The 15,408-nt window shown below is 55.2% G+C and carries 16 protein-coding genes; 13 read left to right on the top strand and 3 right to left on the bottom strand.

Going from position 1 to position 15,408, the window contains the following annotated elements; all coding sequences use genetic code 11:
- The first annotated feature begins 23 nt into the window (after positions 1 to 23).
- Positions 24 to 1,046, top strand: coding sequence for a carbon-nitrogen hydrolase family protein (locus tag F1728_RS20680; RefSeq protein ID WP_155365667.1), 1,023 nt, complete (start codon positions 24 to 26; stop codon positions 1,044 to 1,046).
- 85 nt (positions 1,047 to 1,131) lie between these two features.
- Here the strand turns inward: F1728_RS20680 and F1728_RS20675 are convergent, their stop codons facing one another.
- A complete protein-coding gene (locus F1728_RS20675) occupies positions 1,132 to 2,754 on the bottom strand; it encodes a mechanosensitive ion channel family protein (protein WP_228030262.1) in 1,623 nt (540 codons plus the stop codon).
- Positions 2,755 to 2,965: 211 nt separating this feature from the next.
- On the opposite strand from F1728_RS20675, the gene F1728_RS20670 reads away from it, so the two are divergent.
- The 8 genes from F1728_RS20670 to F1728_RS20635 all read left to right on the top strand — a co-directional run bounded on the left by F1728_RS20670 (position 2,966) and on the right by F1728_RS20635 (position 9,686).
- Positions 2,966 to 3,703, top strand: coding sequence for a class I SAM-dependent methyltransferase (locus tag F1728_RS20670; protein ID WP_155365665.1), 738 nt, complete (start codon positions 2,966 to 2,968; stop codon positions 3,701 to 3,703).
- 44 nt (positions 3,704 to 3,747) lie between these two features.
- Complete coding sequence (locus F1728_RS20665) at positions 3,748 to 4,242, top strand: GNAT family N-acetyltransferase (RefSeq protein WP_155365664.1); 495 nt, start codon at positions 3,748 to 3,750, stop codon at positions 4,240 to 4,242.
- 33 nt (positions 4,243 to 4,275) lie between these two features.
- A complete protein-coding gene (locus tag F1728_RS20660; protein WP_155365663.1) occupies positions 4,276 to 4,869 on the top strand; it encodes a hypothetical protein in 594 nt (197 codons plus the stop codon).
- A 271-nt stretch (positions 4,870 to 5,140) separates the two neighbouring features.
- Positions 5,141 to 6,466, top strand: coding sequence for a Gfo/Idh/MocA family protein (locus F1728_RS20655; protein WP_155365662.1), 1,326 nt, complete (start codon positions 5,141 to 5,143; stop codon positions 6,464 to 6,466).
- Positions 6,467 to 6,601: 135 nt separating this feature from the next.
- On the top strand, positions 6,602 to 7,156 hold the full coding sequence (locus tag F1728_RS20650) for a hypothetical protein (RefSeq protein ID WP_155365661.1): 555 nt from the start codon (positions 6,602 to 6,604) through the stop codon (positions 7,154 to 7,156).
- Between the two features lie 27 nt (positions 7,157 to 7,183).
- On the top strand, positions 7,184 to 7,342 hold the full coding sequence (locus F1728_RS20645) for a hypothetical protein (RefSeq protein ID WP_155365660.1): 159 nt from the start codon (positions 7,184 to 7,186) through the stop codon (positions 7,340 to 7,342).
- Positions 7,343 to 7,473: 131 nt separating this feature from the next.
- Positions 7,474 to 9,201 (top strand): CocE/NonD family hydrolase, encoded by a 1,728-nt coding sequence (locus F1728_RS20640; protein WP_155365659.1) that lies wholly within the window; start codon positions 7,474 to 7,476, stop codon positions 9,199 to 9,201.
- A 35-nt stretch (positions 9,202 to 9,236) separates the two neighbouring features.
- Positions 9,237 to 9,686, top strand: coding sequence for a hypothetical protein (locus tag F1728_RS20635; RefSeq protein WP_155365658.1), 450 nt, complete (start codon positions 9,237 to 9,239; stop codon positions 9,684 to 9,686).
- Between the two features lie 191 nt (positions 9,687 to 9,877).
- Here the strand turns inward: F1728_RS20635 and F1728_RS20630 are convergent, their stop codons facing one another.
- Positions 9,878 to 10,150 carry a hypothetical protein gene (locus F1728_RS20630; protein ID WP_155365657.1) on the bottom strand — a complete coding sequence of 91 codons (273 nt, stop codon included), beginning with the start codon at positions 10,148 to 10,150 and terminating at the stop codon, positions 9,878 to 9,880.
- A gap of 49 nt (positions 10,151 to 10,199) precedes the next feature.
- Between F1728_RS20630 and F1728_RS20625 the strand changes: the two genes are divergently transcribed.
- On the top strand, positions 10,200 to 11,027 hold the full coding sequence (locus F1728_RS20625; RefSeq protein ID WP_155365656.1) for a hypothetical protein: 828 nt from the start codon (positions 10,200 to 10,202) through the stop codon (positions 11,025 to 11,027).
- Between the two features lie 62 nt (positions 11,028 to 11,089).
- A complete protein-coding gene (locus F1728_RS20620) occupies positions 11,090 to 12,151 on the top strand; it encodes a hypothetical protein (RefSeq protein WP_155365655.1) in 1,062 nt (353 codons plus the stop codon).
- A gap of 86 nt (positions 12,152 to 12,237) precedes the next feature.
- On the opposite strand, the gene F1728_RS20615 is transcribed toward F1728_RS20620, so the two are convergent.
- Complete coding sequence (locus tag F1728_RS20615) at positions 12,238 to 12,702, bottom strand: hypothetical protein (protein WP_228030261.1); 465 nt, start codon at positions 12,700 to 12,702, stop codon at positions 12,238 to 12,240.
- Between the two features lie 316 nt (positions 12,703 to 13,018).
- Here F1728_RS20615 and F1728_RS20610 point away from each other — a divergent pair, with 316 nt between their 5' ends.
- Positions 13,019 to 14,341, top strand: coding sequence for an acetylxylan esterase (locus F1728_RS20610; RefSeq protein WP_155365654.1), 1,323 nt, complete (start codon positions 13,019 to 13,021; stop codon positions 14,339 to 14,341).
- Between the two features lie 12 nt (positions 14,342 to 14,353).
- Positions 14,354 to 15,223, top strand: a complete 870-nt coding sequence (locus F1728_RS20605; RefSeq protein ID WP_155365653.1) for a phytanoyl-CoA dioxygenase family protein — start codon at positions 14,354 to 14,356, stop codon at positions 15,221 to 15,223.
- The last annotated feature ends 185 nt before the right edge of the window (positions 15,224 to 15,408 follow it).

Here is a 15,408-nt window from a genome sequence, read left to right as displayed (position 1 = left end):
TTCTCAACAGGTGGCGTTCCTAGATGACTTACCCTGCATTCAAAGCCGCTCTCGCGCATGTTGCTCCCGTATTTCTCGATAAAGACCGGACGGTCGAAAAAGCCTGCTCGCTGATTCGCGAGGCGGCCCGTAACGGAGCGGAGATCATTGTCTTTCCGGAGACTTACATTCCGACGTTTCCGGTCTGGTGCGCACTGCAGGCCCCCATTCATAACCACGATCTGTTCTGCGAACTGGCGGCGAATACAATTCAGGTGGACGGACCGGAACTGGCGATGATTGCTGAGGTCGCCCGGGAGTGCGGGATCTTCGTTTCGATGGGCTTCAACGAAGGAACGCACGTCAGTGGCGGCTGCATCTGGAATTCCAATGTGCTGATCAGCGATGAGGGGACGGTTCTCAATCATCACCGTAAAATCGTACCCACGTTTTATGAGAAGCTGGTCTGGGCTCCCGGCGATGGGGCCGGCCTGGTGGTTAACCCGACACGTCTGGGGCAGGTAGGGATGCTGATCTGCGGTGAGAATACGAATCCCCTGGCGCGGTTTACGCTGCTTGCCCAGGGAGAGCAGGTGCATCTCTCGACCTATCCACCGGTCTGGCCCTCGCACGATCCTGCGGTACACGAGAACTACGATCTGAAAAACGCGATTCTGATTCGCGCGGGTGCCCATGCCTTCGAAGGAAAACTGTTCAACCTGGTAGCTGCGGGCTATCTGGATCGTGCAGCACGCGATCAACTGGCCAGCCGGGACAAAGAGGCGGGCCGCATTCTGGATGCGAGTCCGCGGGGGATTTCGGTGGCCATCGGTCCCAGCGGCACCCCCATCAGTGAGATTCAACAGGCAGACGAAGGGCTGCTCTACGCGGACGTCGATCTGGCGTTGTGCGTCGAGCCCAAACAGTTGCACGACCTGGTGGGCGGTTACAACCGGTTTGATATCTTCCAGCTGACCGTCGATCGCAGAGCGCAACGGCCCGTTCGCTTCCACGACAATGGGGATACTCCTGATGCAGACGCGGATACGTTGACGTTCCATTCATAAAGGCAATCGCGTCAACAGAAAGTGCCTCTGAACTCGATGAGGAATTCAGAGGCACGCTGTGAATTATCTGAAGCAGCTGCAAGTGTTACTTGCTGACCGTTTCGATTTTGCCGTTCCCTTTGGATGCATCCGTTGAGTAGACGTGAATGTCCTGCTGCGGGAAGGGGATCGAGATGCCGGCCTGGTCGAAGCGGCGTTTGACTTCGCGGGTGACCGCGGTTTTCACGGCCCACCAGTCGGTGGTTTTGGCCCAGGGGCGACAGACGATGTTGACCGACGAATCGGCGAGGGCATGCGTGACCACGACGGCTTCGGGTTCGCGGAGAACGAGTTCCTGGTCCGCCAGTACGTCACGGATGATCTGCTCAGCCTGTTCGAAGTCATCACTGTACCCGATACAGAATTCGAGATCGACGCGGCGGACCTTGTTGGCAGTGATGTTGGTGATCACGCCATTCCAGATCGAGTTGTTCGGCACGTGAATGGTCTGGTTGTCAAAGGTGCGGAAGTTCGTGGAAACGAGGTTCATCTGTTTGACGGTTCCGGTAACGCCGCCTGCGGTGACGACATCGCCGACATCAAAGGGACGGTTAATCAGAATCATCAGACCGCTGGCAAAGTTACTCAAGGTTCCCTGCAGTGCAAGACCGACAACCAGACCAGTGGCCCCGATGGCTGCGAGGACCGGGGTCATATCGACTTCGAGTGCCGTCAAGGCGACTGCAAAACCGACGAGATAGATCACGTTGCGGATCGTGCCGCTGATCAGGTTTTCGGCGAGTTGTGTTAAACGGACCTTCCGTTCGAGCAGCCAGCTGATGACGGTCGAACCGACGCGGGCTACGACCCAGGTCAGAAACAGGATCATCAGAAATTTCCCGAGGTTCCAGCCCATCCGCTGGCCCCCTTCTTTTGAGATGAACCAGCCTTTGATGCCCGACCAGGCCGCACTGGCATCCGAGGTATCGAGTTCGAGACCGGAGACGGCGGCGATGTATTTACGATAGGTTTCAACATCGCCCCCCTTGGCGGCCAGTGAAGTGAGGATCACTTCCAGCCGGTCACTCAGCGCGGTGCGTTCGTCCTGCAACCGATTGATATTCTGCAGGAACGCCGCCTTCATCGCTTCGGCGGATTGTGTGGTGGTAGCATTGTCAGGCGTGGTCGTGCTGCCTGCTGTTGTTACTGATTTTTCTTCCGTGGATGCGGTTGTTCCCTCTTCCGCTTGGGCGGGATCGGGTTTCGCGGCATCGACGGCGGCATCCACGCCTAAAGTTTCCTGTGCTTTTTTCGTCAGTTCCTCTTCGGTCTGCCGGGCCTTTTCGTCGGCCATGTGCTGAACCGTTTCTGCTTTTTTCAGCGAATCGAGGGCCTGCTGATCATCGTTCGTGGCGATGGCTTCGTTGGTTTTCTTGACCCCCAGCCGGGCCGCTGCAATCTGGCGGGCCTTGTTGCGCAGCAGTTCAAACCAGGCATTGGCTTCGACCTGCAACTCGTCTTTGGTCAGGGGGCGCACCATGATGCGCAGTTGATCGAGGGGGACCAGGGGATCGATTGTGGTGACGGGTTTTAACTCTTTTACCGAAGGAGGGGGTTCTGCCTGTTTTGCTTCCGTTTTCTCTTTGGTTTCCTGGGCATGGATCTGTGCCCCCGATATAAATACAAAACAGAATAACACTATAAACAGTAACAGCTTTGGCAATCTCACAATCAACTCCGAGGGTTGGAATAAAAATCTGGTCGCGGGCCCGACTATCCTGCGAGCACTCTAATGAATTCTGAGCGTCTTTGAGAGTGATTCTGATGAATTTTTCCAGAACACAGTGAATCCACTATCCCATCTTACGTTATATTTGTGCAGCCGTAAAATTTTTTGTCTCAAATCAACAGATCCACATTTTTGAAAGTGACCTGCGCTCATGACGACGAATTACGACCCGATTGCTGAGCAGTACAAACGGTCCAAGCAGATGCCGTGGCGGACTTTTGTGGAATGTTTTACGTTGATGGAACTGGCGGGGAATCCCAGCGGTCTCTCGGTACTGGACATTGCCTGTGGTGAAGGTTTTTATACGCGAATGATTCGTCAGCGCGGTGCAGCCCGAGTGACCGGCGTGGATCTTTCTCAGGGCATGATCTCTCTGGCCCAACAGCAGGAAGACGCGCATCAGCAGGGCATCGCTTATATTGTCGGCGATGCACGTGAGCTGCCGGTTCAGGAAGAATACGACCTGGCGATCGCCGCGTATCTGTTGAATTACGCACGTACGCGCGAGGAACTGCAGTCGATGTGCAACGGCATCGCGCGGGCGCTCAAGCCGGGGGGACGCTTTGTAACCGTCAACAGCAGCCCGGCGTTTCACTTTCCCGCGTCTCCCTCGTTTCGTCAGTTCGGCTTTGAAACCAGAGCGGTGGGCGACTGGCAGGAAGGGACGCCGATCACCTGGACGTTCCACCTGGAGGACGGCCCCTTCGACATTGAAAACTATTACCTGAGCGTCGCGACCCACGAAGATGCGTTCCGCCAGGCCGGCTTCAGCGAGGTCCGCTGGCATCCGCCTCAACTCTCGCCGGAGGGATTGCAGGATCAGACCGACGACTTCTGGTCACCGCTGCTGGAGAACTCCCCGATCGCGTTTATTGAATGCGTGAAGTGAGATTCAGAGATGGCATCGATTTCAAAATCGCCTAGACTAATGAAATGCCTGATTCACCTGCTGACATTTATGTCCGTGATGCGAGAAACGATGATGCAGAGAGAGTCGCGGTTATCTGCGAAGCCGCTTTTGCTCCATTGCGTTCCATTTATCGACCGAAGGGGGAAGCGCTTGCCCGACAGGCTGAACGCGCTCAAACGGGAACGCGACTGGTGGCAGAGCTCGCGGGCACTCTTGTCGGAACCGTTCAATATGATCTGCACACTCGGCATCTGCACGTAATTGGCCTGGCCGTGCATCCCGATTATCAACGTCGCGGTGTGGCCCGTTGTCTGTTGGACGAAATCGATCAGCGGGCAGTACTACTTGGGCAACCAGTGGTCGTACTGGATACCATTAAAGAAACAGGAAACGTCCCTCTCTTCGAAAAACTGGGATTCAGAGCTACCCGGGAAGAGGTGGCGACCTGGTGTCAGAGCAAAACCTTTTCACAAGTGCATGATGTGAAGATGGAGCGTATTGTCATTACACAGAAGTAACGGAACGCGTTCTTATCGAGTGGAGGAGATGCAATGTCATCGCGAGCCAAACAGGCAGTTGTGTGCGTGCTGATTGTCATCGGCGTCAGTCTGCTGCAGGGGGCAGAGGAACCTGTGTCCGTCAAAAGCGATTGGGCGGCGCAGCCTCAAGGGAAATATGAATTCCTGCAAGCCCCCCTGACAGAAGAGAAGGAAGCATCCATTCGCCAGTCGCTGCCGTTTCGGCGGATCAAGTTGCAGCGATTCGGCTCGCCTGATGTTCTCAACGGCGGTCGGGCTGTTAACGAGTACGTTGAATTTCATGTTGATGGGAAAGCGCTGCTGCACGCGATTTCCGGTTCTAAGAAAGACGGCGTGTATACAGGAACGATTGACCTGAGAGACTATGCCCGGCTCTGCCTGTTGTATGAAGCGTTGCTTCGGGAAGCAGAGACACCGGAGAAGTTCGGACACGAAATTCCGTCTTCACCCCCCGTCATCTCTGAGCTGACACTGACGTTTAACAGAGAGAAGCCGAACAGAGTCCATCGCAACGATAGCAACTTCGGTGACTTCAAGTTCTGGGTATTTGAGAATGTGTTCGAGAATATTGAATCCGGGGTGAAGTGGGAGCAGGTGCAAGAGTGAAACCGGAATGATAATACTCTTCATTCTGGACCGAATGGCGTTTCCTGGCAGCAACAATGATCAGCGGCAGATAAATTACCGGCGGCTAGCGCCTTGCCGCTCAGTTCATCTTCGTCCTCACACCAAACAGCTCAATTAATAACAGTTCTTATGTAACTAAAACGCGAAAATTCGACAGGGGTAAAAAACTGTGGTCAAATTTTCTTAGCTGTTTGACTATACTGACAGCATTGAATTTCATCTTTAACGCTCAACCGAGAGGAGAAATCATATGTCCGTCCATCAGATTACCCGTCGCGAAGCGCTGCAGACGACTGCTGCCCTGGGAGCCGGCCTCTGGCTGGGAACGTCGACGCAACCGACGCGGGCCGCCGCGAATGAGAAGCTGAATGTCGCGGTGATTGGCGTCGGAGGACGAGGGGCAGCGAACCTCAGCGGCGTCGGCAAGACGGAAAACATTGTCGCGCTGTGTGATGTCGACGACAAGCGGGCGGGCAAAGCCTATGAGCGATATTCCAAAGCGAAAAAATACGCCGACTACCGGCGGATGCTGGACGACATGGAAAACCAGATCGACGCCGTCGTTGTCAGCACGCCCGACCATACGCACTTTCATCCTTCGATGATCGCGATGACGATGGGCAAGCATCTCTACTGTGAGAAGCCGATGGCGCATTCGGTGTGGGAAGTCCGCGAGATGACGAAACTGGCGGCGCGGAACAAACTGGCGACACAGTTGGGAATGCAGCGGCATGCGTTGTCGAACATGCACCGGGCCGTGGAACTGATCAAGTCGGGATCGATCGGCGATGTGAGCGAAGTTTACAGCTGGATCAGTTCCAGTCGCGGAATGCCTCCCGAACCGGTCAAGGAAGTTCCGCCGCCGAAAACTCTCGACTGGGATCTGTGGATCGGTCCGGGGAAGTTTCGTCCGTACGCGGTCAATTCCAAGGGAGAGGGCGTGCTGGCACCTTACAACTGGCGGTTCTGGTGGGATTACGGCACCGGGGAGACCGGCAACTGGGGCTGCCACATTCTGGACATTCCGTTCTGGGCCCTCGATCTGAAATATCCGACGCACGTGGATGCCTCGGGACCGAAACGGGATGCTGAGCGGACGCCGACCGAAATGCTGACCAGTTTCGACTTCCCGGCCAACGACAAACGGGGACCGATCAAGCTGCACTGGTCACAGGAACGGGGCGGCCCGGCGATCCTGAAAGAGAAGGGGCTCAATCTGAAAGGGGCCAACACGCTGTTTATCGGCTCCAAGGGGATGCTGCTGACCGGCTTCGGTTCGCTGAAACTGTTCCCCGAAAAATCGTTCGCGAACTTTAAAGCCCCCGAACAGTTCATTCCCGATTCACCCGGGTTCTATAAGGAATGGATCGAAGCCTGCAAGGGGGGCGAACCGGCCACCTGCAACTTTGATTATTCAGGACCGCTGTCCGAAACCGTGCTGCTGGGCAACACCGCCTACCGCGCGGGCGGCGGCTTCGACTGGGATGCCTCGACGCTGACCGCGAAGGGGAATGACAACGCGAACCAGTATCTCCACTCGCAATTCCGCAAGGGGTGGGAAGAGTTTACGAGTTAGGTTGATTGCGGTTTGAATGTACCACATTGCTGAGCGGTAGGGCACCGGTTGTCGTGCCGCTCAGTTTCTGTTTGCTGATCGTCCTGCGCTGAGATATGATGAGACTTAGAAACCTGAATTCTTCAGGAGGTCTCCATGTCCCCGTTCTCTTCACAGAATACAAAACCTTGCGCTGTACTAAATGGTTCACCGGGAACATTCTCTGCCTGGTGGTGGGTAGTGCTGGTCTGCGGACCTCTTTTGAGTGAGTTCCTGATCATCCTGCAAACGGGACAATTAAAAATTTATTTCTGGTTGTGTCGCCAGGCGCTTCCTGGAATGTTGGCGGCCTGGCCCATGTCCATTCCGTTACTCATCTGGCTTTATCTTGGCTGGCGTCGCTGTCTGGAACGCAATGAAATGAGCAGCCTGCGCCTGCTCTGGCTGGTGCCTCTGATTGTCCTGCCGTTGTCGATGTTGTTCTGGGGGACTCTGTTTTATAACCCTGAGAAATATAGCGGGAATTATGACCGAAGCCATATTGCCTTTCTGCGATTCATTTTCCATGCGATATTCTTAAACGCAATTCTGGCGATCGGTTTCAATTACGGACGTAACTCATTTGTGATTCCATTCTGCCTGCTGGCGCTGTTGCTCAATTTCTTTTGTGCTTTCATTGCTGGTTCCGCTGTGTCCGGTGAATGGTTGTGACAAACTCGCTCATGGGGGATTTCTGAAATGCTACTTCGTTTTCGCATCTGGATGAAAGCCATCGGCCTGCTGGAGCCATTTAGCCTGGATGTCTATCACGCACGGCGAGAGCATCTGGACTGGTTGCCGGAAGAAGAGTCTCCACCAGAAGAACCGGAAACACATACCGTGGCTACCGACTGCTGAGGCGAGATACCAGATTCAAGAGCTGAGTGAACGGTCGGTGGAATTGCAGTTTCCTGCGGAAGCTGGTAAGAACAAGAGAGCGACCTGCCTGAACCTGTTCTCCATTCCCCTGCTGAGGAAAGACTGTGCCCATGAAACGCTCGCATGTCCTGGCTGTCTGTTTCTGTCTGTTCGTCGCGCCCTGCCTTTACGCCGCGGAGACGCCTTCCGTCACGTCAGAGACCATCATGGTGCCGATGCGGGACGGCGTGCTGCTGGCGACCGACGTCTATCGTGATCCGCAACTCAAACAGGCGCCGGTGCTGCTGATGCGGACGCCTTACAATAAGGACCGCGTGAAAAAGATCGCGGAGCGTTATGCGGCTGCGGGTTTTATCACCGTCGTGCAGGACTGCCGGGGTAAGTTTCAGTCGGAGGGGATCTTCTATCCTTACGACCATGAAGGGCGTGACGGCTACGATGCGATCGAGTGGCTGGGCAAGCAGCCGTGGTGCAACGGACGGATCGGCATGTGGGGGGCATCCTATGTGGGAGCGACCCAGTGGCTGGCGGCGAACGAGCGTCCGCCGGGACTGGTCACGATCGCACCGATGGCGACCTTCAGCAGTTTTTATCGCAACCTGTATCTGGGTGGCGCGATGCGGCTCTCGCTGATTACGCGGTGGGCCTCGGGGAATTCCCAAAAACCGGAGGGGGCCGAAGTCACCACCGACTGGCGGAAGACGCTGTTGCATCTGCCGATGAGTGAGATCGACGAACAGATCGGCTGGTCGATCCCCTGGCTGGAGGGAATGCTGACTCATCCGGAGCATAACGGCTACTGGAACCGGACCGAACTGACGGATGAAATCGTCGACCTGAAACTGCCAATGCAGCATATCGTGGGGTCTTACGATTTCTTCTCGCGGGAAACCGTGGGGAATTTTGTACGGATGCAGCAACAGGCTCTCGATCCGAAAACACGTCGACAGCAACAGCTGATTCTGGGGCCCTGGGATCATGGTTCGATCGGCCGCGCCCAGGTTGGTGAGGTGGACTTTGGTCAGAACGCGGTCATGGATAAGGCGGGGGAGAATCTGCAGTGGTTCGAACGTTATCTGAAAGCGGGGTCCGAGAACGACTCTGCGGTTGAGGTCCCCGTACGTTATTTCTCGATGGGGGATAACGTCTGGCGGGAAGCACAGACGTGGCCGCCCCAAGGGTTTTGTGAAACACCGTTCTATCTGCATTCTGCGGGGAACGCGAATACAGGTGGCGGAGACGGTACGCTGACTTACTGTCCGCCGACGGATGCGGAAACTGCGGATATATTCCAAGCGGATCCGGCAGATCCCGCACCGGCCTGCCCGGTGACGGACAAGCGTCCGTTGATCGCGGCGACCTGGGCTCCCGTCGATCAGCGCCCGATTGAGAAGCGGGAGGACGTGCTGGTGTATACGTCCGGTGCGTTTACGGAGCCACTGCGGTTTGCCGGCAATGCGCGGGCGAAGCTGTTCGTCTCAGCCGACACCCCCGATGCGGACTGGGTGGTGAAACTGATCGACGTGCATCCGGACGGGTTCGCACAGAACCTGGCGGTGGGAATTCTCCGCGGCCGGTTTCGCGATTCGGAACTAGAGCCAACACCTTTGCAGCCGGGGCAGGTGTATGAGATCACGGTCGACCTGGGACCGATTGCCGCCCAGATCGGCGCGGGGCACAAGTTGCGGGTGGATATCTGCGGTGCGTATTTTCCGCTGTTCGATCGAAATCCGAATACGGGAGAAGGTCCGTTCGGCAAGGGGACCAAAGTGGCGACCGAGAAGGTGTATCACGATGCGGTCCGGCCGTCACAGATTATTTTGCCGTGTCGGTATTGAGCGGCACGGGTGCCAGGTAGCGTTTCTTAACCTGGATGGTATATACCAAAGTCGTTTCAACCGGGGCTAACGCCCTGCGGCTGATGCCGTGCGGAGAAGCCGCGATGTGTGAAGTCCAGAGCAATTCAGACAGTACAATTCCTTCGCATGGGGAAGCGGAACTGAAACATCCCGAACTGAATTTTGTCGCGCTGTTTCTGCAGATGGTATTGTTCTGGATGATCTTCTGGTTGACAGGACTGGCTCTACTGGGATCACGTTCGTGGAATGGGACCTTGCAGGCATTTCTGGTATTGTTGGTCTGGACTCTGGTAGTCCACGTTCAAGCTCGACTGACCGAAGGCTTCGGAATCCAGGAGCTTTACAAACGGTGGAAGAAGAGAGAATATCAGAAGCGGAACCTGACATTCATCGACGCCAGCCTGATCTTCATTTACATCGCAGGTATGGACGCTTACATCATTTACCTGGCGATTCTGGATTAGCTTGTGGAGCGAAATTTTCGGTCGGGAGAAACCCTTCTGCCAGACTGTCATGTTTTCTGCGCGATCAGGCTGGTGGCTCAGCATTCAGCGCGAGGACTCTGATCGACACTGTCTGATCAGACCTCTTTCGATTCCGATGAAATTTTCCGGCACTTCATTTTTTATAAATTGAGTGATGCGAAGAGGTGTTTTCAATCTGTTGTTTTTTCATGACAACGGATTTGAATGATCTTGCCTGCTGGCATAGTGGTTGCACATTTTTCAAAACCATGCGGGCAACGCTGTGGCTGTGCTGTTTTATCGTGAGTCACACCCGATCCTGCATGACTGTCGCTGATGGGTGACAGGATGTCGCAGTGATTCAGCCGGCCCGCTTCTGTGTTGAAGAATGTCCTGCCGGCAGTGTTGCCACTGCCCAGCATATCGGCGTAATCGTCGGTCTCTGCTCCGACTTCAAATGCCAACCACACCAACCACAAGGGAGAGATGATGCTAATTCGAGGGATGCGATATTTGATATTTCTCGGTCTGGGTCTGGGGCTGGTGCTGCTGCAGCCGGATCCGGGTGGGTTGTCCTCGGCAGCGGCCCAGGAGACCCCGAGCGAAGGGTTGGGTTTTAGCCCTTACTATCCGGCCAATCAACCTGACGACAGTGATCTGTCTGTGAATTTCAATGAAGAGAATCAAGAGGGTGATCGAAAAATGCCAAACGATTCACGACGTGAGAACGCACGACGGGGAGCGAAGAATCCGCCGGATTATGTGAATCGGCCTGCGGAGCATCGACGCAGAGACGACAATCCCGACGACCAGTGGTTTGATGATGACTGGTGGTACGATGGATCGGAAGAGAATCCACCACGCGAGACACCACGCAGAGACGATCCTCGTGGAGATCGACCGCACAGAGATCATCCACGTGGTGAGCATCCCCGCAGAGATAACCCCCACAGCGACAATCCCCGTGAAGATTCTGCCTGGTTCGACGAAGACTGGTGGCACGATGATTCCACCTGGTTTGATGAAGACTGGTGGCAGGATCAACGGGAAGAATATGACTATCAGCTGGGACGCGAAGATGCAGACGAGTATCGCTACTACGACAACTACTATGGCGATAACGATCTGCCGCAACACTGGTGGGAGATGGACAATAACGGGCAATACATGCCCGAGCAGTTACAGGGATTAAATCAGCGCTATGAAGGTGAACCCGCTGATCGCCCTGAGAACAATATCTATACCGACTGGTGGGAAGATCATGGAGCCGGCTACGGATACCAGTATGGCCACTCTAATCTGTCCAACCAGTATTACACCGCTGATGACTGGTGGGACTGAGTCCCACTCGTACAACCTCATGAATTTGAATCTGGAACAACGTTAAACAAAGGAGTTTTATAATGGTTTTGAATAAGCAGATGCTGTTAACTTCTGCATTCAGTCTGGCTGTTGCCATGCCGCTGTCTGTGATGGCGGATGACAACAAGTCTTCTACTGAGAGAGATCAGACTGGTTCGTCCGCGCAGTCCCGGAGCGATCGGGATACGGACTATTCCAAAAAGAAACAGGACAAACACCAGGCAAAACAACAAGGGAAGAAGAAACAGCACGCGCAGGACCATACGCGGAACATGAGTCGCTATCAGCTGGACATGGACGGCTGGGTGCATGTCGGCGTCGACTATGACCGCGATGGTTTTTATGACGCTGTTGAAACGATTTTCCTGTACGATCTGGAAAAAGCGCAGAATGAGAGCCGCAAACGGTCTGACGATATGAAAAAGCAGGCGCAGCGTGACATGCAGCGTCGCGGCAATCGTCGTCAGGTGCAGCTAAGTGGTGAGATTCAGAAGCTGCAGACCAAGCGCATTATGTCAGCTGAGCAGAAGCAGGTGCTGGCCCAGATTCAGACAGAGGAAGGCCAGACACAGCGTGTCTTCCTTGGTCCCCAGGAACAGGTCAGTCAGCTGAACCTCGACAAAGGGGATGACATTCAGATCAAAGGCGTGAAAGGTCGCGTGAATAATCAGTCTGCGATTATGGCACAGTTCGTGTCGTTTAATGGTCAGTCAATCGAGAATGAGCTGCCCCGTCAGCAGAAGCTGAGGAAGTTCAAAGGGGACATCGTCAGCACGCGGAAAACCAGCTTCCAGGGTCGCGATGGAAAATTCGTTGTCGCGAAACTGGAAACACCGCAAGAGAAAATGATCCAGGTCAATCTGGGGCCTGCTGACAGCTTTGAGGATGTGGACCTGTCAGAAGGAACATCCATCAAATTACTGGCCCGTCGTGGTACCATCAATGGTCAGGACGCGCTGATCGCACAACTGATCCGCGTTGATGGCCAGAGCATTGACGTTCGGGAACCTACCAAACGTTCGCTCCGTAAAACCAAGCAGAAATCTCGGAGCAATAGCGAGAACACGACCGCGCAAAATGATCAACAGCCCAGTATCCGCTAGGCCTTGATCTGACAGTTCATCAGCGAACGGAAACGATGGCTCTCCTCGTGGGGGTCATCGTTTTTTTCGCAGACAACAAAGTCAACTCAGTTCGAGGGAATCGGGACGACTTTGAGTTTGACTTCGGAGTCGTCGACGATGCTGAGAACATCGCGGCAATACTCGTGACAGTTGATGCAGGTATTCAACGAATGCATGTAAGCGTAGCTGGCACCGTCGAGATTTTTTTCTTCTGCCATCTTCGCGAGTTTCATCGCCTGCTTGCGGAGTTCCAGGCGATGATGGGCATAGACGGCATCATCGTGGGAAGCCCAGTCGGTGGCGATGCAGATCTGGTTGAGGGTGTTGGCCCCGCTGTGGATCTCTTTGAAGTTTTTCGTCACCAGACCATTGGTAATTTTCTGACAGCTGGCAAGCTTGGCCAGCATCAGTGCGGCCTGCTGATCACCTGGATCTGCTTCGGTTTTACGGAGCTCGTCTGAGGCGAATACGCCGCCCGCGATTAATAGAATTCCGGTGGCCAACAGTAACCAGCGTTGCGTGATGCTCATTTCAGATCCTCGAGTGCCTGAGACAGGTTTCTGCCTGCTTTGCGTAATCCGTACAATCGGTCTGATTCCTACTATCGGCTCTGGAGATCCGATTTCTGAACCCGATCAGGGGAAAAGGAGCGAGAAAGAGGACGGGATGTAGTTTTTACAAGGGTGTGCGTTGCTGTCTGGTAAATGGATCGTCACAGGGTGAGCTACAGCATGCACCGGGGGCAATTCACGTCGAATTCGTTTTCCGTTCAGTGCCTGTTCTGTTAGAATCAATTCCACTTACTTGAAATCACCTTCCACGACTATTCCGATACAGGAACACACCATGCATCCAAGATTTCTGAAACATATCGTCTCGTCCTGCCTGACCCTGGCGCTGCTGCTCTCACTGTCTGCTTCTGCTGAAGCTGCGGACAAATACGAATTGAAGGTGGTCACCGATCGCCCCGATGCGATCTACAAGACTGGAGAGACGGCGAAGTTTCTGATTTCGCTGACGAAGAATGGCAAACCGGTCTCAGGTGAGAAGGTGAGCTTTACCGTGGATAATTTCATCGGCGGGGCTTCCGGTTTCCCTCAAGGGAGCAAGACACTGGGTGAAGAACCGACCGAGGTAGAAGTCACATCGGACAAGCCTGGCTTTCTACGGTGTGTGGTCAAAGCGGGTGCGCCGGTGAATCAGACTAAAATTGCGGGAGCAGGGTTCTCGCCGGAAAAGATCGAACTCAGCAAGCCGGCCCCGGAAGACTTCGACCAGTTCTGGACGAATCAGATCGCGAAACTCGAAGAGGTTCCCATGGATCCGAAACTGACGCCGGTCAAGCAGAAGGACGCCAAGGTTGAAGCGTTCGACGTGCAGGTGAACTGCCTGGGTGGTGCTCCGGTCTCCGGTTATTTTGGGAAGCCGAAGGATGCAAAGGCGAAGAGCCTGCCGGCGATTCTGTGGGTGCATGGGGCCGGTGTAAGGAGTTCGTCGCTGACGAATGCCGTCAAAGGGGCAAACAACGGAATGCTGTCGATGGACATCAACGCACATGGGCTGCCGAACGGGAAGCCGGCTCAATACTACAAAGACCTGGCGGCCGGTAAACTGAAGGGCTATCGGCACGAGGGACGCGAGAGCCGCGAGACGGTTTACTTCCGCGGGATGTTCCTGCGTCTGGTACGGGCGATTGATTTTCTGACCGCGCAACCGGAGTGGGACGGGAAGACCGTGATTGTCATTGGCCACAGCCAGGGAGGCGGCCAGGCACTGGCAGCCGGCGGTCTGGATGACCGGGTGACATTCATCGCCACGGGGGTCCCTGCGATCTGCGATCATTCAGGACGTGCTGCCGGACGGATTAACGGCTGGCCCAAGCTGGTCGAAACCGGCGCGGACGGCAAACCCAATCCCACGCAGTTGAAAGCAGCGTCGTACGTGGACGCGGTCAACTTCGCCACGCGGGCGAAAGCGGATGCGATTATGAGTGTGGGCTTTATCGACAGCGTCTGTCCGCCGTCGAGCTGTTACGCGGCTTATAACCAGCTGAGCGGTAAGAAGCAGATCATCAACAAACCCCTGATGGGCCACGCCGCCCCGGCGGATATTCACAAGGCGTTCTTTGATGCCGTGCTGAAGCATGTGGAGGAGCAGGCTAAGAAGTAAGGGGGCCGTGTGATGGACGTATCTTTTACCAATTCGCGTGAGGAAGTCGCTGCGGCGAAGCGGGTTGAAACGGACTGGGCGGCATTGAGTACAGGACAGCAGATTCGTTCGCTGGAGGTGGATGGGTATGTTGTCCTGCCGGACCTGTTGTCGGCAGAGCAGATTGTGGGGATCCGTGCAGAGCTGACGCGACTACCGACGCAGGGAACCGACTACAGTGAGCATCAGCGAGGATTCAGCGGTGTGCAGTGGACTGACTCGCCGAATGCGATCTCGGTGATTGCGCTGCCGGCGATGATTGCGTTTCTGGAGCGGCTGTTCGGGGATGAGCTGATCTGTACGTCGTGTACCTACGCGGTTTCACAGCCGGGGCATCCGGGAATCGCCATTCATACGGACGCGCAGCCTTATGGTTCGAAAATCTTCGGGCTGGGTGCCAGTTCGCCCTGCCTGGTGCGGGTGCTGTATTACCTGGATGATCTGACGCCTGAACACAGCCCGTTCAAAGTGATTCCCGGTTCGCATCTTTCACTGCACGCGGACGGCAACCCATATCGGCGTTACCTGTCGCATGAAGATGAAGTGCTGGTGACCTGCCGGGCGGGCTCGGCGGTGATCATCAACCAGAAAGTATTCCACGCCAATTATCCCAATTTTAGCGATACCGACCGGCACCTGCTGGCGATTGCCTATCGCCCGGCGTGGGCGGGGCCGATTGGAGAAGTGCCCGATTATGATCCGAAGCAGGTACAGACGTTGCCCGAAAACATACGACCGCTGTTTCGCAGCCTGAATACGCAGAAGATCGACTATGATCTGCCGAACCGGCCTGACAACATGGCACGGTCTGCGCCGGGGATCAGTCCGCGGCGGTATGAGTGAGTGACTACCCTGAGCGGAATGGCGCTAGCCACCGGTAATTTCCAGACATCGGGTGATACAACACCGGCGGCTAGCGCCGTGCCGCTCAGGATCTGTGATTGCTATTTTAATCTGAATTCGTGTTGGATCATACTGTGGACGAGCCTGGGAAACCGGGCTGGTTGCAGGTTGGCGGGGGATCGGGT

Source organism: Gimesia benthica (assembly GCF_009720525.1).
Classification (GTDB): Bacteria; Planctomycetota; Planctomycetia; order Planctomycetales; family Planctomycetaceae; genus Gimesia; species Gimesia benthica.
The sequence above is the reverse complement of the archived record's forward strand: the minus strand, read 5'-3'. Positions and strand labels throughout refer to the sequence as shown.